Annotated in this window: 22 protein-coding genes; 7 read left to right on the top strand and 15 right to left on the bottom strand. The window is 68.3% G+C overall.

The features are described from left to right. Positions 1 to 62: 62 nt before the first annotated feature. Positions 63 to 923, bottom strand: a complete 861-nt coding sequence (gene hisG, locus AC5Y5V_RS06340; protein ID WP_499931985.1) for an ATP phosphoribosyltransferase — start codon at positions 921 to 923, stop codon at positions 63 to 65. 8 nt (positions 924 to 931) lie between these two features. Continuing rightward, complete coding sequence (locus AC5Y5V_RS06335; protein WP_499931914.1) at positions 932 to 1,213, bottom strand: phosphoribosyl-ATP diphosphatase; 282 nt, start codon at positions 1,211 to 1,213, stop codon at positions 932 to 934. A 392-nt stretch (positions 1,214 to 1,605) separates the two neighbouring features. Here AC5Y5V_RS06335 and AC5Y5V_RS06330 point away from each other — a divergent pair, with 392 nt between their 5' ends. Further along, entirely contained in the window at positions 1,606 to 1,938 is a 333-nt protein-coding gene (locus tag AC5Y5V_RS06330; protein WP_499931913.1) for a hypothetical protein, read from the top strand. Between the two features lie 168 nt (positions 1,939 to 2,106). On the opposite strand, the gene AC5Y5V_RS06325 is transcribed toward AC5Y5V_RS06330, so the two are convergent. After that, positions 2,107 to 2,826, bottom strand: a complete 720-nt coding sequence (locus AC5Y5V_RS06325; RefSeq protein ID WP_499931912.1) for a Rieske (2Fe-2S) protein — start codon at positions 2,824 to 2,826, stop codon at positions 2,107 to 2,109. Beyond that, on the bottom strand, positions 2,826 to 3,365 hold the full coding sequence (locus tag AC5Y5V_RS06320; protein WP_499931911.1) for an RNA polymerase sigma factor: 540 nt from the start codon (positions 3,363 to 3,365) through the stop codon (positions 2,826 to 2,828). The genes AC5Y5V_RS06325 and AC5Y5V_RS06320 overlap by 1 nt, the downstream gene beginning before the upstream one ends. Before the next feature lie 166 nt (positions 3,366 to 3,531). Between AC5Y5V_RS06320 and AC5Y5V_RS06315 the strand changes: the two genes are divergently transcribed. Beyond that, positions 3,532 to 4,074 (top strand): DoxX family protein, encoded by a 543-nt coding sequence (locus AC5Y5V_RS06315; RefSeq protein WP_499931910.1) that lies wholly within the window; start codon positions 3,532 to 3,534, stop codon positions 4,072 to 4,074. A gap of 13 nt (positions 4,075 to 4,087) precedes the next feature. Here the strand turns inward: AC5Y5V_RS06315 and metH are convergent, their stop codons facing one another. Then, positions 4,088 to 7,840, bottom strand: a complete 3,753-nt coding sequence (gene metH / locus AC5Y5V_RS06310) for a methionine synthase (RefSeq protein ID WP_499931909.1) — start codon at positions 7,838 to 7,840, stop codon at positions 4,088 to 4,090. 298 nt (positions 7,841 to 8,138) lie between these two features. Between metH and AC5Y5V_RS06305 the strand changes: the two genes are divergently transcribed. Continuing rightward, positions 8,139 to 9,017: a PAC2 family protein gene (locus tag AC5Y5V_RS06305; protein ID WP_499931908.1), complete on the top strand. Its 879-nt coding sequence runs from the start codon at positions 8,139 to 8,141 to the stop codon at positions 9,015 to 9,017. Positions 9,018 to 9,134: 117 nt separating this feature from the next. Here the strand turns inward: AC5Y5V_RS06305 and mshC are convergent, their stop codons facing one another. The 7 genes from mshC to AC5Y5V_RS06270 all read right to left on the bottom strand — a co-directional run bounded on the left by mshC (position 9,135) and on the right by AC5Y5V_RS06270 (position 14,636). After that, positions 9,135 to 10,382, bottom strand: a complete 1,248-nt coding sequence (gene mshC / locus AC5Y5V_RS06300; RefSeq protein WP_499931906.1) for a cysteine--1-D-myo-inosityl 2-amino-2-deoxy-alpha-D-glucopyranoside ligase — start codon at positions 10,380 to 10,382, stop codon at positions 9,135 to 9,137. A 23-nt stretch (positions 10,383 to 10,405) separates the two neighbouring features. After that, positions 10,406 to 11,197, bottom strand: coding sequence for a 3'(2'),5'-bisphosphate nucleotidase CysQ (locus AC5Y5V_RS06295; RefSeq protein WP_499931983.1), 792 nt, complete (start codon positions 11,195 to 11,197; stop codon positions 10,406 to 10,408). 24 nt (positions 11,198 to 11,221) lie between these two features. Then, positions 11,222 to 12,058, bottom strand: a complete 837-nt coding sequence (locus tag AC5Y5V_RS06290; protein ID WP_499931905.1) for an SCO1664 family protein — start codon at positions 12,056 to 12,058, stop codon at positions 11,222 to 11,224. Further along, entirely contained in the window at positions 12,042 to 12,629 is a 588-nt protein-coding gene (locus AC5Y5V_RS06285) for a DUF3090 domain-containing protein (RefSeq protein ID WP_499931904.1), read from the bottom strand. Before AC5Y5V_RS06285 ends, AC5Y5V_RS06290 begins: the two co-directional genes overlap by 17 nt. Before the next feature lie 53 nt (positions 12,630 to 12,682). Then, the gene (locus AC5Y5V_RS06280) at positions 12,683 to 13,375 is read right to left on the bottom strand and encodes a histidine phosphatase family protein (protein ID WP_499931903.1); all 693 of its coding nucleotides are present in this window, start codon (positions 13,373 to 13,375) and stop codon (positions 12,683 to 12,685) included. Beyond that, positions 13,372 to 14,202, bottom strand: a complete 831-nt coding sequence (locus AC5Y5V_RS06275) for an undecaprenyl-diphosphate phosphatase (protein ID WP_499931981.1) — start codon at positions 14,200 to 14,202, stop codon at positions 13,372 to 13,374. Before AC5Y5V_RS06275 ends, AC5Y5V_RS06280 begins: the two co-directional genes overlap by 4 nt. 131 nt (positions 14,203 to 14,333) lie before the next feature. Further along, entirely contained in the window at positions 14,334 to 14,636 is a 303-nt protein-coding gene (locus AC5Y5V_RS06270; RefSeq protein ID WP_499931902.1) for a hypothetical protein, read from the bottom strand. 120 nt (positions 14,637 to 14,756) lie between these two features. On the opposite strand from AC5Y5V_RS06270, the gene AC5Y5V_RS06265 reads away from it, so the two are divergent. From AC5Y5V_RS06265 to AC5Y5V_RS06255, 3 genes are read left to right on the top strand one after another with little or no spacing between them, the layout of a single operon-like run. Further along, a complete protein-coding gene (locus AC5Y5V_RS06265; protein WP_499931901.1) occupies positions 14,757 to 15,782 on the top strand; it encodes a YncE family protein in 1,026 nt (341 codons plus the stop codon). Between the two features lie 44 nt (positions 15,783 to 15,826). Beyond that, entirely contained in the window at positions 15,827 to 16,033 is a 207-nt protein-coding gene (locus tag AC5Y5V_RS06260; RefSeq protein ID WP_499931900.1) for a DUF5703 family protein, read from the top strand. Beyond that, entirely contained in the window at positions 16,030 to 17,130 is a 1,101-nt protein-coding gene (locus AC5Y5V_RS06255; protein ID WP_499931899.1) for a quinone-dependent dihydroorotate dehydrogenase, read from the top strand. The genes AC5Y5V_RS06260 and AC5Y5V_RS06255 overlap by 4 nt, the downstream gene beginning before the upstream one ends. Before the next feature lie 24 nt (positions 17,131 to 17,154). On the opposite strand, the gene AC5Y5V_RS06250 is transcribed toward AC5Y5V_RS06255, so the two are convergent. After that, complete coding sequence (locus AC5Y5V_RS06250) at positions 17,155 to 18,738, bottom strand: alpha/beta hydrolase (RefSeq protein ID WP_499931898.1); 1,584 nt, start codon at positions 18,736 to 18,738, stop codon at positions 17,155 to 17,157. Positions 18,739 to 18,787: 49 nt separating this feature from the next. After that, complete coding sequence (locus tag AC5Y5V_RS06245) at positions 18,788 to 19,366, bottom strand: alpha/beta fold hydrolase (protein WP_499931897.1); 579 nt, start codon at positions 19,364 to 19,366, stop codon at positions 18,788 to 18,790. Positions 19,367 to 19,420: 54 nt separating this feature from the next. Between AC5Y5V_RS06245 and AC5Y5V_RS06240 the strand changes: the two genes are divergently transcribed. Further along, positions 19,421 to 20,269, top strand: coding sequence for a GNAT family N-acetyltransferase (locus AC5Y5V_RS06240; RefSeq protein ID WP_499931896.1), 849 nt, complete (start codon positions 19,421 to 19,423; stop codon positions 20,267 to 20,269). Here the strand turns inward: AC5Y5V_RS06240 and AC5Y5V_RS06235 are convergent. Further along, positions 20,266 to 20,793: a YbhB/YbcL family Raf kinase inhibitor-like protein gene (locus tag AC5Y5V_RS06235; protein ID WP_499931895.1), complete on the bottom strand. Its 528-nt coding sequence runs from the start codon at positions 20,791 to 20,793 to the stop codon at positions 20,266 to 20,268. The genes AC5Y5V_RS06240 and AC5Y5V_RS06235 overlap by 4 nt on opposite strands. Between the last annotated feature and the right edge of the window lie 4 nt (positions 20,794 to 20,797).

The raw sequence follows: 20,797 nt of genomic DNA, 5'->3' as shown, positions 1-20,797 counted from the left end.
GCGCAATCGGCCCCTCGCCGGACGCTAACACAGTCACCGACTCGAGGCACCTGCCGCGACGGTCAGAACCGGCAGAACCTGATGTCGGAAGCCAGAATTGCCTTGGCCCCGATGGCGGCGAGTTGATCCATGATGCCGTTGACATCGCGGCGCGGCACCAGCGCGCGGACCGCGGCCCAATCCGGATCGGCCAGCGGCGCAATGGTCGGCGATTCCAAGCCTGGCGTTATCGACGTGGCCTGATCCAGCACTGTGCGCGGGCAGTCGTAATCCAGCATCAGGTATTGCTGTCCGAACACCACGCCCTGGATGCGGGCCACCAATTGGTCGCGTGCCGCGCTCTGTTCGGGGCCGCCCCCCTCGACCCGTTCGATCAGCACGGCCTCCGAATCGCACAGCGGCTCACCGAACGCCACCAGGTCGTGCAGGCTCAGGGTGCGACCCGAGCCCACGACGTCGGCAATCGCGTCGGCCACCCCCAGCTGCACCGAAATCTCCACGGCCCCGTCGAGCCTGATCACGGTCGCTTCAATGCCCTTGGCGGACAAGTCATTCCGGACGAGGTTCGGGTAAGCGGTGGCGATCCGCTTGCCGGCCAGATCGGCCGTCGTCCAGTCCCGCCCGGCCGGGCCGGCGTAGCGGAAGCTGGACGACCCGAAACCCAGCGCCAGGCGTTCGGTCACCGCCGCGTCGGAATCGAGCACCAAGTCGCGCCCGGTGATACCGAAGTCGAGTTCGCCCGAACCGACATAGATGGCAATGTCTTTGGGCCGCAGGAAGAAAAATTCGACATGGTTGACGGGGTCGATGACGGTGAGGTCTTTGGGGTCGGTGCGACGGCGGTAGCCGGCCTCGGACAGGATCTCACTGGCCGGCTCGCTGAGCGTGCCTTTGTTGGGAACGGCGACCCTTAAGAAAGCCATCTGCATGCTCACAGCTTCCGGTAGACGTCGTCGAGGGTCAGTCCGCGCGAGAGCATCAGCACCTGCGTCCAGTACAGCAACTGGCTGATCTCCTCGGCCAGCGCCTCGTCGGGCTCGTGCTCGGCGGCCAGCCAGACCTCGCCGGCCTCTTCCAGGATCTTCTTGCCGAGCGCGTGCACGCCGGCGTCCAGCGCGGCGACCGTGGCGCTGCCGGCGGGTCGGGTGCGGGCACGCTCACCGAGTTCGGCGAACAGATCCTCGAAGGTCTTCACGGCCAGCGATTGTTCCATGCGGCCGCCGACAAGTCACAACGGTTTGCGTTACCCGGATCAGGGGCCGTCGGATCCCGTTGCTCCGGTGGACCCGCCGGGACCGCCATTGCCACCGAGTCCGCCGGACCCTGGGGTGTGCGTTCCGGAAGAGCTGGCGCCGCCGCCGTCGCCGCCGTTGACGTTCGTGGCGCTGCTGTTGGCCCCCTGGCCGCCGTTGCCCCCGGTGGCCGGTTGGCCGCCGAAGTTGAACGCATCGCCGCCGTGACCGCCGTTGCCGCCGTTGCCGGCGTTGCCGCCGTTGCCTCCGGCGCCGGCCGGATTGTCGTGATGATGCGCACCGAACTCAAATGATTAGGCCCCTTCTTCGCGCCGCTTGGAAATCCTCGGGCTGATCGGCCTGAGCAGCGTCGATGCGGGTGACGAAGCTTTGCCCTCGGCGATCCCCGCCGCATCCCAGCAAGGGTTGCCCGCGATCGCCGGAATTTCACCCGGGCCCACCGGATCAGTGGCCCGGCATCGGCGTCGGCGCGCAGGCCTTCTACTCCGTCGCCTCCGACCCCGACGGCGAAGGCTTCACCCCGACATTCGGCTCCAAGGAGCTCGCGGCGGTCGGTGCAGCGGCCGGTGCCAGAGCCAAACGGAAAGCCATGGGGCGCCAGCACAGCCATAATATCCAGTTCGCGGACCTGGACGACGACCTGGACGAGAGCGGTGAAACTCAGCCCACCGCCCCCTCAGCCTGACGACATCACCGGCTCCGGTGCCGGCGCGGGGCGTCTCGGGTTCACCGGAACGCTCCCCGACCCTGGCCACCGTGGGCGCGCTGGGCCTCACTCACCTCGACGGTGGGAGTTCGTCGACGCCCCACCGCAACCGATGCTGCCGCACACCTGGGAGTCCGGCGAACCGACCTAGCTCGGCTGCGCCGGCGCAATGGGGGCCAGCACCTCGATGACCCCATTGCGTTCCCGAACGTCGATGCGCGGCAAGGGCTTGGGGGCGATCGGAAGAGCGTGAGTCACGAGGTCGCCGGCGGGCGTGAACGACGTCGAGTGGCAAGGACAGCGCAACTGGTCGACGGATCGGTCGAACCACAGCTTGCACCCGAGGTGAGTGCAGACCCCTGAGACCGCGTGCACCCGCCCGTTATCCCGCCGCACAAACCCGTTCACCGTGCCGAGTTCGAAGGACCGTACGCCCCCATCGCCCAACTGGGCGCTGGTCGCAACGACTTGCCAGGATCCGTCCGTCGGTATCAGCTCGGCACCAGCCACTTGCGCGGGTTGGCCGCCGACCCTGTCATCGGACAACAAGCGGTCCGCCGACACCGCGACCACCGCGGCCGTTGCGGCAGCTGCGGTCCCTACGACGACCTGTCGGCGCGTTGCCGACGGCACCGACCGCTGCGGGTCCGGATCGGCATCCTGCTCGACGCCGGATAGTTCAGCCTCCAGGCGCGCACGGAGAGCATCGACAAAATCGGGACTGGGTCCATCGGAGTTAATTGCAGCAGCACGTAATTCGATAGCCATATGTAGTTGCGCCGCTTCGAATTCGTCTGGCGCAAAGGGTTTGGGGCGGCGTCCGTCCAGCAGGTCAGCCACGTAGTTGCGTAACTCGCGACGAGGCATCAGCCAACTCCTCCCTCGCCGATCTGGGTGGCCAGTCGAAGCGCACGGTGTTGAAGCACTTTGGCGTTGCCGACGCTGATCTTCATCTCATTGGCAGTGTCCCGTACCGACCGCCCGTCCAGGAACCGCAGTTGCAGCACGCGCCGGTATTGCTCGGGTAAAGCGTCGAGTATCGCGGCAATCCGCTGGGGGGCATCGCTGATTACCACCTCCGCCTGCAGGGGTGCTGCGGTGTCATCGATGGAGGTGATCTCCCGTCCCATGGTGGCTCGCCAGTGCGCAGCCAACACGGTGCGGGCCGTGGCACGCAGGTAAGCGCGCACTTCGGCGACACTGGCCGCCAACCGGAGGGGTCGCATCGCGGTCAAGAAAACCTCCGACGTGAGATCCTCGGCGTCGGCACGATTGCCGACTCGGCCCAACAACGTGCGGTAGACCCAGGTGACGTTGTCCTCATACACCGCTTTCCAGTTCGGGTAGCACGCATCTGGGACCAAGTGCAGGTCCGGTCGCGGCCCGGGATCACGCTGTGCCGACACCACTGATCTCCACCGTCAGAACCTTCCCGGGCAGCCTGCCGGAACGCGCTGCCAGTCCCTAGTAGATAGCGAAGAAGGTTACGCCGGGGTTGTAACCCGCTGCCCTATCCCTGGTGTGCGCTCCGCAGCCGCGGATGCGCCGCCGTCCGTGAAGGAGTGATCGGTTATGACAACCACAGCGCAGCAGTCCCTGTCACGGGACGTGCCCGAACGACCGCGATCAGGGCTTTTTCCCAGATCCCGACGGTGGCTGTGGCATCCGCCGGTCGACAATCCGCCGGCGATCGTGCTCATTCGGTTGATGGCAGGCGGCGTGTTCCTGTGGGAAGGAATCTTGAAATTCGTCTACCACAATCAGGGCGGCGGACGGTTCGCGTTGATCGGCATCCCTTATCCCGAGGTGACGGCGACGTTCACCGGCGTGCTCGAGATCGTCGGGGGGATTCTGTTGATCTGCGGCCTGTTCACCCGGGCCATCAGCATCCCATTCATCGTCGAGATGCTGGTGGCGATTTTGTCGACGAAGATCACGATGTATCTGGGCACCTCACCGCTGCCGCTGCCCGCAGCCCCGCCGCGCACCGGTCCGTGGGCGGTATTGCACGAGATCCGTTCCGAATACGCCCAGCTGATGAGCGTCACCTTCTTGCTGATCGCCGGGCCCGGTCCTTGGTCGATGGACGCATTGCTGTCCAAGCGGCGGGCGTGAGCTCCGTCGGGGCTCAGTCCTCGGGGTTGTAGCCGAGGTTGGGGGCCAGCCAGCGCTCGGCTTCCGGCAGTGTCCAGCCCTTGCGCTTGGCGTAGTCTGCGACCTGGTCCTGGGCCAGCCGGCCGATCACGAAGTACTGCGACTTCGGGTGTGAGAAGTACCAGCCGCTGACGGCGGCACCGGGCCACATCGCCATCGACTCGGTCAGCTCGATGCCGGTGCGTGCCTTGACGTCCATCAACTTCCAGAGCGTCGCCTTCTCGGTGTGCTCCGGGCAGGCCGGGTAGCCGGGGGCCGGGCGGATGCCCACGTACTTCTCGCCGATGAGGTCTTCGTTGTCCAGCTGCTCGTCAGGCTGGTATCCCCAGAATTCCTCGCGGACCCGTTGGTGCATCCGTTCGGCGAACGCCTCCGCGAGCCGGTCAGCGATCGATTCCAGCAGGATCGCGCTGTAGTCGTCGATGGCCGCCTTGAACTCCGCGATCTTCTCCTGGCCGCCCATCCCCGAGGTGACGGCGAAGGCGCCGACGTAGTCCCGGAGACCCGTTTCTTTGGGGGCGACGAAGTCGCCCAGCGACCGGTTCGGGATGCCGTCGCGGTGCTCGCCCTGCTGGCGCAGGTTGTGCAGCGTGGTCAGCACCTCGGTGCGGGTGTCGTCGGTGTAGACCTCGATGTCGTCACCTACCGCGTTGGCCGGGAAGAAGCCGATCACCCCGTTGGCGGTCAGCCACTTCTCCTTGATCAGGGTGTCGAGCATCTGCTGGGCGTCGTCGTACAGCTTGCGAGCGGCCTCGCCCGAGGCCGGGTTGTTGAGGATGTCGGGGAAGCGGCCCTTCATCTCCCAGGCGTTGAAGAACGGCTGCCAGTCGATGTATTCCCGCAGCTCGGCGAGGTCGTAGTCGAGAAACTCCCGCACTCCGAGGCCCACCGCGGGCACCGGCGGCGTGTAGCCGTCCCACTCGATCGGTGTCCGGTTGGCACGCGCCTTCTCCAGCGTCAGCAGCGGCCGCTCGTTCTTCTGGGCGTGCCGCTCACGAAGGGCCGCGTAGTCCTTCTCGGTGGCCTCCAGCAGGCTCGGGCGCTGCTTGTCGTCGAGCAGCGCCGCCGCGACCGGCACCGAACGGGAAGCGTCTTTGACCCAGACCACCGGGCCGCTGCGCCGCGGCGAAATCTTCACGGCCGTGTGGGCGCGCGAGGTGGTCGCGCCACCGATCAGCAGCGGGATCTTCAGCCCCTCGCGTTCCATCTCCACGGCGAAGTTGGCCATCTCGTCCAGGGACGGCGTGATCAGGCCGGACAGCCCGATGATGTCGGCGTCGTACTCCCTGGCCGCAGCCAGGATCTTCTCGGCGGGCACCATCACGCCGAGGTCGATCACTTCGAAGTTGTTGCACTGCAACACGACCCCGACGATGTTCTTGCCGATGTCGTGGACGTCGCCCTTCACGGTCGCCATCACGATCGTGCCGTTGGTGTCCTTGCCCGCCTCGACGCCGGAATCCGCCTTCTCCTGCTCGATGAACGGCAGCAGGTAGGCGACGGCCTTCTTCATTACGCGCGCCGACTTCACGACCTGGGGCAGGAACATCTTGCCCGCGCCGAAGAGGTCGCCGACGACGTTCATGCCGTCCATCAGCGGACCCTCGATCACCTCGATCGGGCGACCACCGCCGGCGGCGATTTCGGCGCGCAACTCCTCGGTGTCGTCGTCGACGTGCGCGTCGATGCCCTTGACCAGCGCATGGGTGATCCGCTCGCGGACCGGCAAGGATCGCCACTCCGCAACCTTCGAGTCTTCGGGTCCAGTCTCGGTCTTGTTGAACCGCTCGGCGATCTCCAGCAGTCTCTCGGCCGCGTCCTCGCGACGGTTCAGCACGACGTCCTCGATCCGGTCCCGCAGCTCGGGGTCGATCGAGTCGTAGGGCACCAGCGCGCCGGCGTTGACGATGCCCATGTCCAGGCCGGCCTTGATGGCGTGGAACAGGAACACCGCGTGGATCGCTTCGCGGACGGGGTTGTTGCCGCGGAACGAGAACGACACGTTCGAGATGCCGCCGGAGATGTGCACCCCGGGAAGGTTCTCCTTGATCCAGGCGCAGGCCTCGATGAAGTCGATCCCGTAGGTCGCGTGCTCCTCGATGCCGGTGGCCAGCGCGAAGCAGTTCGGGTCGAAGATGATGTCCTCGGCCGGGAAGCCCACCTCTTCGGTCAGGATCCGGTAGGCGCGCCCACAGATCTCCTTGCGGCGCTCCAGGTTGTCGGCCTGGCCCTTCTCGTCGAAGGCCATCACGACGACGGCGGCGCCGTACTTGCGGCACAGCCGCGCCTCGCGGATGAACTTCTCCTCGCCCTCCTTCATGGAGATCGAGTTGACGATCGGCTTGCCCTGCACGTTCTTCAGGCCGGCCTCGATGACCTCCCACTTCGAGGAGTCGATCATCACCGGGACGCGGCTGATGTCCGGCTCGGCCGCGATCAGCTTGGTGAACCGGTCCATCGCGGCGACGCCGTCGATCATGCCCTCGTCCATGTTGATGTCGATGACCTGCGCACCGACCTCGACCTGCTGCAGGGCGACCGACAACGCGGTGTCGTAGTCCTCGGCCTTGATCAGGTTGCGGAACCGGGCGGATCCGGTGATGTTGGTGCGCTCACCGATATTCACGAACAAGGAGTCGTCGGTGATGTTGAGGGGCTCCAGGCCCGAGAGCCGGGTGGCCACCGGGATCTGCGGCACCGCGCGCGGCGCCTTACCCTCGACGACCTTGGCGATCTCGGCGATGTGCGGCGGTGCCGTCCCGCAGCAACCACCGACCAGGTTGACCAGGCCGGCTTCGGCGAACTCGGCAATGTAGGAGGCCTGACGCTCCGGGGACTCGTCGTACTCGCCGAAGGCGTTGGGCAGGCCCGCGTTCGGGTAGCAGGAGACGTAGGTGTCCGCGATACGCGAAACCTCGGCGATGTAGGGCCGCATCTCCGGCGCGCCCAGGGCACAGTTGAGGCCCACCGCGATCGGCTTCGCGTGCCGGATCGCGTTCCAGAACGCCTCGGTGACCTGACCGGACAGCGTCCGCCCGGACGCGTCGGTGATGGTGCCCGAGATGATGACCGGCCAGCGGCGTCCGCGCTGCTCGAACAGCGTCTCGACGGCGAACACCGCCGCCTTGGCGTTCAGCGAGTCGAAGATCGTCTCGATCATGATGAGGTCGGCACCGCCGTCGACCAGGCCGTTTGCGCTTTCGAGGTAGGCGGCGACCAGCTGGTCGTAGGAGACGTTGCGGGCCCCGGGGTCGTTGACGTCCGGCGAGATGGATGCGGTGCGCGTCGTCGGCCCGATCGCGCCGGCCACGTAACGGGGCTTCTCCGGGGTGCTGAACTCGTCGGCGGCCTTGCGGGCCAACGCGGCGCCGGCGTAGTTCAGCTCGTAGCTGAGGTCCGCCATGTCGTAGTCGGAGAGCGAGATCGCGTTCGCGTTGAACGTGTTGGTCTCCAGGATGTCCGCGCCCGCCTCGAGGTACTCGCGGTGGATACCCTCGATGATCTGCGGCTGCGTGAGGGTAAGCAGGTCGTTGTTGCCCTGAAGAGCGGTCGGCCACTCCGTGAACCGGTCACCGCGGTAGCCGGCCTCGTCCGGCCGGTCCCGCTGGATTGCCGTGCCCATCGCGCCGTCGATCACCATGATCCGCTGGCGCAGCGCTGCGCTTAGTTCGTCGGTGCAGTCGGGGCGGACGTTCGGCTCGAAAGCGTTCGATTCACGCGCATTCACATTGCATTCCTTCCGTAGCGGAAGGCGTCCTTGACTCTGCCGAGCGTGGCGGATACCGGCTGGCGCCGGCGAACCGTTGCAACGCCTCTCGACCAGAAAAGTCTACGTCTTCACCCGACGTGTGGACGCCCAGCTAGTTGCCACGGTTAACAAGATTGCCGACGAAGGTATTTCGTCAGCGGGCTGTTTGTTCGCGGCGATCACCCCATAAGGATAGTGGCTCTATGCAAACGACTCGGTGTGTTGCAGATCTCTGACACGTCCCCTTCCCGTTCCGGCCAGGCCGTACCCTGATTCTGTGAGTCCCTCCGATGGCGGTTTCGTGTTGCCCGAACTGCACAACACCGTGGTCGTCGCGGCGTTCGAGGGCTGGAATGACGCCGGTGACGCGGCCAGCGACGCGCTGGAGCACCTGGATGCCATCTGGGAGGCCGATCCGATCGTCGAGATCGACGACGAGGCCTATTACGACTACCAGGTGAATCGCCCGGTGATCCGCCAGGTGGACGGGGTCACCCGGGAGCTGGTGTGGCCGGCGATGCGGATCTCGCACTGCCGCCCGCCGGGCAGCGACCGCGACGTCGTGCTGATGCACGGCGTGGAGCCCAACATGCGCTGGCGCACGTTCTGCGCCGAATTGCTGGCCATCGCCGACAAGCTCAACGTCGACACCGTGGTCATCCTGGGCGCGCTGCTGGCCGACACGCCGCACACCCGGCCGGTGCCCGTGTCGGGCGCGGCCTATTCACCCGAGTCGGCCCGCCGCTTCGGGCTGGAAGAAACCCGCTACGAGGGGCCGACGGGGATCGCCGGGGTGTTCCAGGACGCCTGCGTGGCGGCCGGGATCCCCGCCGTGACGTTCTGGGCCGCGATCCCCCACTACATGTCCCACCCGCCGAACCCGAAGGCGACGGTGGCGTTGCTGCGCCGCGTCGAAGACGTGCTCGACATCGAGGTTCCGCTGGCCGACCTGCCGGTGCAGGCCGAGGAGTGGGAGCAGGCGGTCAGCGAGATGACCGACGACGATGACGACCTCGCGGAATACGTGCAGCAGCTGGAACAGCGCGGTGACGCCGAGGTCGACGTCAACGAGGCGCTGGGCAAGATCGACGGAGACGCGCTGGCCGCCGAGTTCGAGCGGTACCTGCGCCGGCGTCGGCCCGGCTTCGGTCGGTAGAGCCGGCTGCTGGGGCCGGCTGCGCCGCCCCGGCTAGCGATTCCGCCGCCCGGGGCCCACAAGCCCTCGAGTGTGGGGGTTACGGACGAAATCGCCGGGCGGGCTGGCGCAGGGACGTCATTGCAGGTGCACTCCCAACAGCGCGTCTACCGCCTGCGCGACCAGCCTCGGCGCCGCCGCGTCGTGACCGCCGTATTCCAGCGAGTCCGTGGCCCAACCGTCAAGCGCGGCAATCGCTTTGGGCGTGTCCAGGTCGTCGGCCAGGTACTGACGCACGCGGGCAATGACGTCGGTGGCATCCGGCCCGGCGGGCGACGACGTCGCGGCGCGCCAGCGCTGCAACCGCGCCACCGCGTCGTGCAGCACCTGGTCGCTCCAGAAACGGTCGGCGCGGTAGTGGCCGGCCAGCAGACCCAACCGGATGGCTTGCGGCGCAACGCCCTGCTCCCGCAGTTTCGACACGAGCACCAGGTTGCCTCGGCTCTTGGACATCTTGTGCCCGTCCCAGCCGATCATCCCCGCATGCACGTAGTGCCGGGCGAAACGCCTTACGCCCCGGACGCATTCGGCGTGCGCGGCGGTGAACTCGTGATGCGGGAAGATCAGGTCGCTGCCGCCGCCCTGGATGTCCAGGCCGCTGCCGATGCGGCTGAGCGCGATCGCCGCGCATTCGACATGCCAGCCCGGGCGACCGGGGCCGAACGGCGCGGGCCAGCTCGGCTCCCCTGGCCGCTGCGCCCGCCACAGCAGGGCATCGAGCGCGTCGGTCTTGCCCGGGCGCTGCGGGTCGCCGCCGCGCTGCTCGAAGAGCGCCAGCATGGTGTCGCGGTCATAGCCGGACTCGTAGCCGAATTGCGGTGTGGCGTCGGCGCGGTAGTAGACGTCCGGGTAGTCGCCCTCGGGAGCTTCGACGATGTAGGCCGCGCCGGAGGCCAGCATCTTCTCCACGAGTTCGACCATCTCGGCGATCGCTTCGGTGGCCCCGACGTAGTCGTGCGGCGGCAGGATCCGCAGCGCCGCCATGTCCTCGCGGAAGAGGTTGACCTCGCGGTCAGCCAGGTCACGCCAGTCGACCCCGTCGCGCGTGGCGCGCTCGAAGAGCGGATCGTCGATGTCGGTGACGTTCTGCACGTAGTGCACGTCGTGTCCGAGGTCCAGCCACAACCGATGGATCAGGTCGAACGTCAGGTACGTCGCGGCGTGGCCCAGGTGGGTGGCGTCGTACGGCGTGATGCCGCAGACGTACATGGTCGCCTTCGGTCCCGGCGCTACCGGCCGCACCTGGCGGTCGGAGGTGTCGTAGAGCCGTAGTTCCGGGCCGCGTCCCGGCAGGGCGGGTACCTCGGCGGAAGACCACGACTGCATGGCCTCGACTCTAAGGGTCAGGCTCAACGCCACGCGGCGCGGATCGCGTCCAGCAGAATTGGCGCCACTTCGGCGCGGCACATCACGAAGTCGGGCAGGTACGGGTCGAGTTGGTTGTAGCGCAGTGGCGAGCCGTCCAGCCGGGACGCGTGCATCCCGGCGGCCAGAATCACCCCGGCCGGCGCCGCCGAATCCCACTCCCACTGCCCACCGGCGTGCAGGTAGGCGTCGACCTCGCCGTCGATGACGGCCATCGCCTTGGCGCCCGCCGAGCCGATCGCGACGGGCTGGATCGACACCGTCTGCCGGATCCGGTGCAGCACCGCCGGCGGCCGGGTGGCGCTGACGGCGACGCGGATGGTGCTGGGCACGCCGATGGGGGTGATGCCGTCGGCGACGGTGTCGCTGCGGTACACGACGTTCCCGCGGGCGGGCAGCGCCACGGCCGCGTCGGTGATCTCGCGGCGGCCATCCGTCGGGCCGCCAGTCGGGCCGTCAGTAGGGCGCTGCCACAGCGCGATGTGCACAGCCCAGTCGTCGCGCCCGCGGGTCGAGAACTCGCGGGTGCCGTCCAACGGGTCGATGATCCACACCCGGTCGGACCTCAACCGGACCAGATCGTCGTGGGCCTCCTCACTGAGCACCGCATCGTCGGGACGTTCGGCCCGCAACCGCCGCAGCAGCAGCGCGTTCGCCAGGGTGTCGCCCGCGTCACCGAGCGCCCAGGGCTGCGCGAAGCCGACCTCCTCGCGGACCTTCAGCAGCAGTTCCCCCGCGTCGGCGGCCAGATCTGCGGCCAGCGCCGCATCTGTCATGTCCGCCGGGCTCACCGCTTCACCCTAGAACGCCGGCCATGGGATGGCCCGGTGCCGGTGCGGTCCGGGCATCACGGGATCGGCCAGCAGCGCCCGCGCCCGCGCGCGCAATGCCGCGATCTCTGCGCGGGTGATCTGCCCGGCCAGCGTCTCCGCGAACGATCCGTCCAAGGCGTCGGCGAGCGCGGCGACCGACTCCAGCGTGTCGTCGTCCACCGGCTTGCCCGCCCAGCCCCACAGCACGGTGCGCAGCTTGTTGTCGACGTGCAGGGAGACGCCGTGATCGACCCCGTAGATGTGGCCGTCCAGGTCTCGCAGCACGTGGCCGCCTTTGCGGTCGGCGTTGTTGATCAGCACGTCGAACACCGCCATCCGCCACAGCCGGATGTCGTCGGCGTGCATCAGGACGACCTCGTCACCGGCGTAGTCGTAGGCCCTCAGCACGGGCAGGTATCCCGGCTCGCGCCGGTTCAGGGGGAACAGGTCGACCAGGTCGGGCCCCGGCCTGCGATCGGCCGTGGCCTCGGTGTCGCCGGGTTGCTCCACCCACAGCTGCAGCATGCCGGGACCGGCCGGTCCGTGCCGAATGATCGTGTGGGGCACGATATTCCAGCCCAACTGCTTCGATATGAGGTACGCGCTCAGCTCGCGGCCGGCCAGCGTCCCGTCCGGAAAATCCCACAGCGGCTGCTCGCCGGAGACCGGCTTGTAGACGCAGTGCACGCTGTGTTCGCCCACCGTGGACTCGCACAGGAAGGTGGCGTTACTGGCCGAGCGGATGCGTCCCAGGACCGTCAGCTCGCCGTCCTGCAGCACCGCATGGTCGTCCCGGTCGTTGCTCCCATTACTCTGCGGGGTCATCGTCCGGCCCGAGCAGCGCGCTGCGCTTGTAGCCGTTGGTGCGCGCGCAGATGTGACCCTCGGGGTCCAGCGGCTCGTCGCAGAGCGGGCACGGCGGGCGTCCTGCCGAGATGACGCGGTTGGAGCGGGTGGCGAACTGCCGCGCCGATTCCGGCGTCAGGAACACGCGCACCGCGTCGGGACCGTCCTCGGTGTCGTCGAGTACCACCGAGGCGTCGAACTCGGCGTCGGTGACGGCCAGCAGTTCGACCACGACGGTCTGCGCCTCGGAGTCCCAGCCCAGGCCCATGGTTCCGACACGGAACTCCGCGTCCACCGGCATGACCAGCGGGCTGAGGTCGTCGATCTCGGTGGGCTCCGGTGGCACCGGTGTGCCGAACCTGCGGTTCACCTCGAGCAGCAGCGCGCCGATGCGTTCGGCGAGCACCGCGACCTGTTGCTTTTCCAGCACCACCGACACCACCCGGGCGTCGTGCACGGCCTGGATGTAGAAGGTCCGGTTGCCGGGCTGGCCAACGGTCCCGGCCACGAAACGGTCGGGTGTGCGGAAAACGTGGATTGCGCGGGCCATGGCACCTCCCAAAATACCGGCAGCGACCGGAACGACGCGATTCGTTCGCGCCATTAGTCGGTGGATCCCCCCACCACCGCGTCGCCAGACTCCTTGGTCTGCGGCTTGGGCGGCGCGGCGCGCAGTGCAGCCGACAGCCGTGCGCCGGTGTGGTTGACGTGCAGGACGAACGGCCGCAGCTGGGTGTAGCGGATGACGCTGATCGACGCCGGGTCGGCGTTGACGCGCTGGAAGCTGTCCAGATGCATGCCGTACGCGTCGGCGATCACCGCCTTGATGACGTCGCCGTGGCTGCAGGCCAGCCACAGCGCGTCGCCGCCGTTCTCCGCCGCCAGCCGCTGGTCGTGCTCGCGTACCGCGGCCACCGCCCGGGCCTGCACCTGCGCCAGACCCTCGCCGCCGGGGAACACCGCGGCGCTGGGGTGGGCCTGAACCACGCGCCACAACGGCTCGTCGACCAAATCGCTCATCTTGCGGCCGGTCCACTCGCCGTAGTCCACCTCGGCGAGGCGGTCTTCGATCAGCGGCTGTAGGCACAGCTGCGCCGCCAGCGGTTCGATGGTGCTCCGGCAGCGCTGCATCGGGGAACACACCACCTCCCGGATGGTCAGGTCGCCAAGCCGGTCGATCATCGCCGCGGCCTGCTCGCGGCCCTTGTCGTCGAGGTCGACGCCCTCCGCCCGGCCCGCCAGCACTCCGGCGGTGTTCGAGGTGGACCGCCCGTGCCGCAACAGGATGACGGTCATGTGGCGGCGACCGTCCCGCTGGCCAGCAGGATCAGCACCGCCGTGCCGGCGAGTACGCGGTAGCCGACGAACCAATACATGTTGTGCCGCACCAGGAAACGCAGCAGCCAAGCCACCGCCGCCAGGCCGATGACGAACGCGATCAGGGTGGAGACCAGCAGCTGCGGGCCGGTGGCGCTCATGCCCTGGGTCACCGGATGGAAGGCGTCGGGCAGCGAGAACAACCCGGAGGCGAACACCGCAGGGATGGCCAGCAAGAAGCCGAATCGAGCGGCCAGTTCGCGGTGGAGCCCGAGAAACAGCCCGGCGCTGATGGTGGATCCGGACCGCGAGACGCCCGGGACCAGCGCCAGGCACTGCGCGATGCCGACCACGACCGCGTCGCGCCAGTTCAGTTGCTCGAGGTGGCGGGTCTGGCGGCCGAGGTACTCGGCAAGGGCAATCACCGCCGAAAACGCCACCAGCGCCGTCGCCACCACCCACAGGTTGCGCACGCCCGAACGGATCTCCTCCTTGAAGAACAGGCCCAGGACACAGATTGGGATGGTGCCGATGATCACGTACCAGCCCAGCCAGTAGTCGGCGTTGCGGTGCGACTTGACCACCAATCCGTTGAACCAGGCTTTCAGGATGCGCACGATGTCGCGAGCGAAGTAGACCAGCACCGCGGCTTCCGTCCCGAGCTGGCTGACCGCGGTGAACGAGGCGCCGGCGTCGGCGGAGTAGAAGATCCGCGACACGATCGCCAGGTGTCCCGACGAGGACACCGGTAGGAATTCGGTCAACCCCTGCACCACGGACAAGACGACGACCTGCCCCCACGACATCGCCGAAACCGCAGCCACGACGACGACCGTACCTGGTGCGGCTGACGGCTATCGGATGCGACTCGTGCGGAGGGCGACTCGCCGACTGTGGGGGCTATGGACGCAAAGCGACGGAGGCCGCTACTAGGCCACTAGCGAGAAACGGGTGTCGCGTGTGCGACGGCGTCTCGCACGGCGGCGGTGAGGCTGCGCTCGTCGGTCAGGTCGATCTCGACTAGGCTGCGAACGTCCCTGGCGACCACGTCTTCGGCCTGCGGAACGGGTCCGCTGAGGCGGGGACGGTAAATTTCGACGACGAGTGACCGGTGCTCGATGTGGAATGAAAAACTACGCCCATCACCGACTTGCCCGTAGCCGCTGGCGAAAATGCCTGCGATCATGTCCTCGACAGCAAACTCGTTGTCTGCGAGATGCCGGTCAGCAGCGACGGTCATGTCGCCAACATACCTCTCCAGAACGAGCCGTTGTGGGCAACATGGCGATATTGCATGCAACTTGCGCCTGTGAAGTTTCATAGAATTCCAGGCAAACGTTCCGTAATCGAGGGTAAATCTTTGCTATTGCAGCATAAACGCGCAGTTGGAGCAGCACTTGCGACTTTGCTGTTGCTCACGGGATGTTCGACGAACTCGTTGACCGCGGCGCCGCCCACGATCACGCCGGCGCAGGCCGCTGACTCGCCGCCGGTGACACAGAATCCGGCGGGCGCGGTCGCGCCGCTCGGCGGTCACCCGCTGGCGGCGGTCTTCGACGGCGGCACCCGGCAGTTGGTGGTGCTGTGCCCCGGACCCGACCCGGCCGCTCCGGCCAGCCTCAGCGTCTTCGTCGCCGCACGGGTCTCACCCGCGGTGATCGGCCTGCCGGGGCCCGCGACCGCGTTGACCAGCGACGGCAGCGGCACCGCCTACGTCGCCGCCCGCGGCGGCTTCGTGGTGGTCGACCTCTCCGCCGGCCGCGCCACCAGGGTGAATGTCGCCGACGCCGCAGACACCGAGTTCACCGCGATCGCCCGGCGCGCCGACGGCAAACTCGCGCTGGGCAGCGCCGACGGCGCCGTCTTCACCGTCGCCGCAGACGGCAAGGTGAGCAACCGCACCAAGATCTTCACCCGCGTCGATGCCGTTGCGACACAGGGAGATACGACGGTCGTACTGGATCGCGGTCAGACGTCTGTGACGGCGGTCGGCGCCGACGGGCACGCCGAGCAGTCGCTGCGGGCCGGCGAGGGCGCCACCACTCTGGCCGCCGATTCGCAGGGGCGGGTGCTCGTCGCCGACACGCGCGGCGGCCAGCTGCTGGTCTACGGCGTGGGCCCGTTGATCCTGCGTCAGGCCTACCCGGTGCGGCAGTCTCCGTACGGCCTGGCCGGGTCGCGCGAATTGGCCTGGGTGTCCCAAACCGCGGCGAACATCGTCATTGGTTACGATCTGTCCACCGGAATTCCCGTCGAAAAGGTGCGTTACCCAACCGTGCAGCAACCCAACTCGCTGGCCTTTGACGAAGCGTCGGGCACCCTGTACGTGGTGTCGGGGTCGGGTGCCGGGGTCCAGGTCATCGAGCATGCGGCGGTCGCGCGTTGAGCGGCGCGCGGTGGAGTCGACTACCCGCGGGTTGGGACACCGACATGTCCGACGAGTACGAGTGGGCGCCGCTGCGGCTGCCACCGGAGGTGACGCGGCTCAGCGCGTCCACCCGGCTGTCCATCGAGGCCGAGTACCGCGGCTGGGAGCTGACGCGGGTGCGGCTCTACACCGATGGAAGCCGCCGGGTCCTGTTACGCCGCAAGAAATCTCGCTTGGAAAACCAGCGGCCGGACCAGCCGGAACTGTGACGGCCTACGACCTGCTGCGGCGGCTGCTGTTCGCGGTTCCGCCGGAGCGTATCCACACGCTGGTGTTCGCCGGGCTGCGCGGTGCCACCGCCGGCGCGCCGGTGCGCCGGACGTTGAGTCGGCGGCTGGGGCCGACCGACCCGGTGCTGGCGAGCACGGTGTTCGGGGTGCGTTTTCCGGGGCCGCTGGGGTTGGCCGCCGGGTTCGATAAGGATGGGCTTGGTTTATCCACCTGGGGCGCAATGGGTTTCGGGTACGCCGAGATCGGCACCGTCACCGCCCACGCCCAGCCCGGAAACCCGGCGCCGCGGCTGTTCCGCCTGCCCGACGACCGCGCGCTGCTGAACCGGATGGGCTTCAACAACCGCGGCGCCGGCGCGCTGGCCGCCCGGCTGGCGCAGCACGTCCCCGACGTGCCGATCGGGGTGAATATCGGCAAGACCAAGACGACGCCCGTTGCCGAGGCCGTCGACGACTATCGGGCCAGCGCCCGCCTGCTGGCGCCGCTCGCGTCGTACCTGGTGGTCAACGTCAGCTCGCCGAACACCCCGGGCCTGCGGGATCTGCAGGCGGTCGACTCGTTGCGGCCCATCCTGTCGGCGGTGCTCGCGGAGGCCGCGGCGACCCCGGTGCTGGTCAAGATCGCGCCGGACCTCTCCGACGCCGACGTCGACCGCGTCGCGGACCTGGCCGTCGAACTCGGGCTGGCCGGCATCGTGGCAACCAACACCACGGTGTCGCGGGCCGGCCTGGCCACGCCCGGCGTCGCCGAGCTCGGCGCCGGCGGCATCTCGGGACCGCCGCTGGCGCGCCGCGCGCTCGAGGTGCTGCGCCGGCTGTACGCCCGGGTCGGCGACCGGCTGGCGCTGATCAGCGTAGGCGGCATTGAAACCGCCGACGACGCGTGGGAGCGCATCACGGCGGGCGCGTCGCTGCTGCAGGGCTACACCGGCTTCATCTACGGCGGCGGCTTGTGGGCCAAGCACATTCACGACGGCATCGCCCGCCGGCTGCGCGAGGGCGGGTTCGCGGCGCTGAGCGACGCGGTCGGCTCGGCGGTGCCCAAGGAGTCCGGGCCGGCGACGCCGCCGGGCTGATTGTCGGCGGCGAATTTCTGGGTGTCACAGTGGCGGAAGGGTGACGGAATAGGCCGGCGGGTGGGTTGATCTGACACATCCGGTGTCGGGCTGCTGCGGGTTGTCGAAGAACGAATTCAGGACGGCGCCGCCGCATGGGTCGACGTAGATCCCGTGGGCGACGCCGGGGACGGTGACGATCGTGGCATGCGAAAGATGCTGGGCGACATACTGTCCCGACGCGGGACTGGTTTGCCCGTCGTAGCTGCCCGACAGCACCAGCGCCGGGATCGCGCTGTCGGTGACGCCACGGACCCAGTCGGAGGCCTTGGGCGCATTCCATTCCGCGCAGGCTTGCCGCAGGAACGGCAGCTGCGGCGCCTGAGCGCGCACCGTCTCGGGCAGAGCGGCGAAACTGTGCCGGCCCGCCGCGGCCAGGTCGCCGTCCGGCTCGAACGGGAGCCACTCGCTGCACCAGATGCTGTAGGTCAGGCCCCAGGCCATCACCCCGACGGCGGCCGGATTCGCGTAGGTGTTCGCCAACCGCTGGGCGATGCGCGTGGGGGTGCCGTGCGCGAGTTCGTCGATCGCGGCGGGCACCTCGGCCGGGAAGTGGGTGCCCAGCGGCACCAGGTAAGCACTGAACAACGCGCCGCCGTCGATGACCACCGTGGTGTCGCCGACGCCTTCGACCGGAACCGACGTGGTGACCGGATGCGCTTCGAGTCGATTGATCTGCCCGACGACGGTGTCGCCGAGGCCGGGAAAGCGCTCCTGGCATTGCGGTTGCGCCGTGCAGGCACTCACCATGTTGTCGAACGCTTCCCGCGCGCTGCCCCAGGTCCACGCCAGGTTCGCCAGCGACGGCGGCGTCACCCCGTCCAGCGCCAGCGACCGCGTGCCCTGCGGGTCCAGGCGCGCGTAGATCAGTGCCAGGTCGGTGCCGTAGGAGTGCGAAAACACGTTCCATTGCTTGATATGCAACGCGTTGCGCAGGTCGATCAGGTCATACGCGCTTTCGGTGGAATTGAATGCGGACAGGTCGGCGACGCCGGCCAACCGGTCGTGGCACGCCTTGACCGCCTTCGCGTATTCGTCGCCGGTCGACGGGGCGTCGTACACCAGGCCCAGTCGGCGAGCGAAGAACTGATCGACTTCCGGACAGGTCAGCGAGGGCTGTGCCGAGCGAGTGCCGCGTTGCGACATCAGGATGACGTCCCGACTGCGGTTGAACTTGGGCCCCTCGGCGCCCGGAGGGTTCAGAATCGCATCACCGCCCGGACCGCCGAAGAGGAAGACGATCGGGTCCGCGGCGGCGGGCTGGGTTTCCGACGGGATGACGGCCACCGGCAGCCGCAGCCGCCGCCCGCCGGGCTTGGTGCGGTTCTCGGGAACCGTCAGCGTCCCGCAGCGCGCCGTCTGTAGCTCGGGGATCGGCTGTGGGGTGCTCGGGCACGGACCAGACTCGAATCGGGCCGGATCGTGGGCCACCGTCGTCGGTGCGGCCGCTGCCGAAAGATTGTTGCCGGCAGGGGAATTGGCGTGCGAGCAGGCCTCGCACGCCAGCACCAGTGCCATCGCCAGCACCAAGCGGGCCGGTCGGAGGGGTACCCGCCCGAGCAACGGCATGTGGGAGATAGTCACACATCGCCGTGGGCGCGTCCAGGGTTTCGGGATGCTAGGCGAGATAGTCGGCGACGAAATCCGTTATGTGCCGGTGCCATTGCCCCCACCGCCGCACCATGTGGTGGCCGACGCCCTCGATTCCCACCCACCGCGCGTCCACACCACGGCGCTGGGCCGCCAACACCTGGGTGCGGGACAACACCGGGTCGGTGCGGGCGTCGGCGGTGCCGTGCACTACCAGCAGCCGCGTCCCCGCCGGGATCAGGTCGCCCTTGTCGCCGTGCCACCACGGCGCCAACGCCACCACGGCACCGACGTCTGCCTGGGCGGCCAGGTGCGCGGCGACCCGCCCTCCCATCGAATGTCCCACCAGCACAACCTTTTCCGGGGCATAGCGGTGACGAATATCGTCGAGGACGGCCTGCGCGTCGTGCACCGCGCCCAGCTGCGGGCTGTTCCAGCCACGCACCCGGTACTGCACCCGTCGCACCACGACGTCCGGCCCCAGCCGGCGCCGCAGAGCACGCGCGACGAACACCATCCGCAGGTTGGCCAGCTGCCACCACCGGGACCGCTCGTCGCTGCGCACCATGCCGCCCGGCAGAACCAGGATGCAGGCGCGCGATGTCACGACTCTTATTCGTAGCCGACGGCGCCGCGGTCCGAACCCAATACCCTGAGAAGCGTGAAACTTCGGCTGCACGACGACGTCGACGACTTCTGCGGTGTGGCCCTCGATATCTACCGTCGTGACCCGATCTGCGCGACTGCCGAGCTCGCCACGCTGCGCGCCGGGCTGGCAGACAGCGATCCCGCGCCGCTGCTCGTGACGGTCTGGGACGACCAGAAGCCGGTCGGCGCCGCGCTCCAAAAGCCTCGGTCACCGTTGCTCTGCGGCGGCCTGCCGCCCGCGGCCCTCGACCGCGTCGTCGCCGAGTTTGTGAATCTGGGCATAGGCCTCACCGGGATTCAGGGACCGGCCGCTACGGCGGCCGCTCTGGCCGCGGCCTGGTGTTCGGCAACCGGGGCGGTCTCGACGGTCGTGATGAACCAACGGCTCTACCGGCTCGAGGCTTTGCGGCCGCCGACCCGCGTTGCGGGCCGCGCCCGGCTGGCAAGCTCCGACGACGACATCGACATAATCGGCGAGTGGGTGACGCTGTTCGTCCGGGAAGCCTTCGGTGACACCGTCGACCGCGACGAGACCACCCGGGGCGTGCACGCCGGTAAGCAGCGAGGCAACGAGTTCGTGCTCTGGACGCTGCCCAATGGACCGGTCAGTCTGGCAGCGGTGCGCCCACCGGTGGTGGGCGTCTCAAGGATCGGCCCCGTCTACACGCCAAGCACCGAGCGTGGCCATGGGTACGGCTCGGCGGTGACGGCCGCCGCGGCCGCATGGATACGCGAACGCGGCGCCGACGAGGTGGTGCTTTTCACCGACTTGGCCAACCCAGCCTCGAACGCCATCTACCAACGCATCGGCTTTCGGCCCGTCGGCGACTATGACCGCATCGACTTCGCACCGATGCTTTAGGTCTGTTCGTAAGTACCGACGATGACGGCACGGGCGATCGCGTGCTGGAACAGGTTGAAGCCCAGGTACGCCGGGCTGGCGTCCTCGCTGAGGTCCAACTTGTCGACGTCGACCGCGTGCACCGCGACGTAGTAGCGGTGCGGGCCGTGTCCGGGTGGCGGCGCGGAGCCGATGAAGCGGCGCATCCCGGCGTCGTTGACCAGTGTGAGCGCGTCGCCCGGCAGGTCGCTGCCGTCACCGGCGCCGGCAGGCAGCTCGGTCACGTCGGCGGGCAGGTTGGCGACCGCCCAGTGCCAGAAGCCGGATGCCGTCGGCGCATCGGGGTCGTACACGGTGACCGCGAAGCTGCGGGTCTCCGACGGGAAGCCCGACCAGCTCAGCTGGGGGCTGACGTCCTCGCCGCCGGCCCCCATAATCCCGCTGACCTGCGGCGTGGACAGCGGCTGGCCATCGGTGATCGACTCCGAGGTCAGGGTGAACGACGGCAGCTGGGGCAGCGCGTCATAGGGGTTCGGTACGGGCATATTC

It is taken from the genome of Mycobacterium sp. NGS68, from assembly GCF_059812195.1.
The sequence above is the reverse complement of the archived record's forward strand: the minus strand, read 5'-3'. Positions and strand labels throughout refer to the sequence as shown.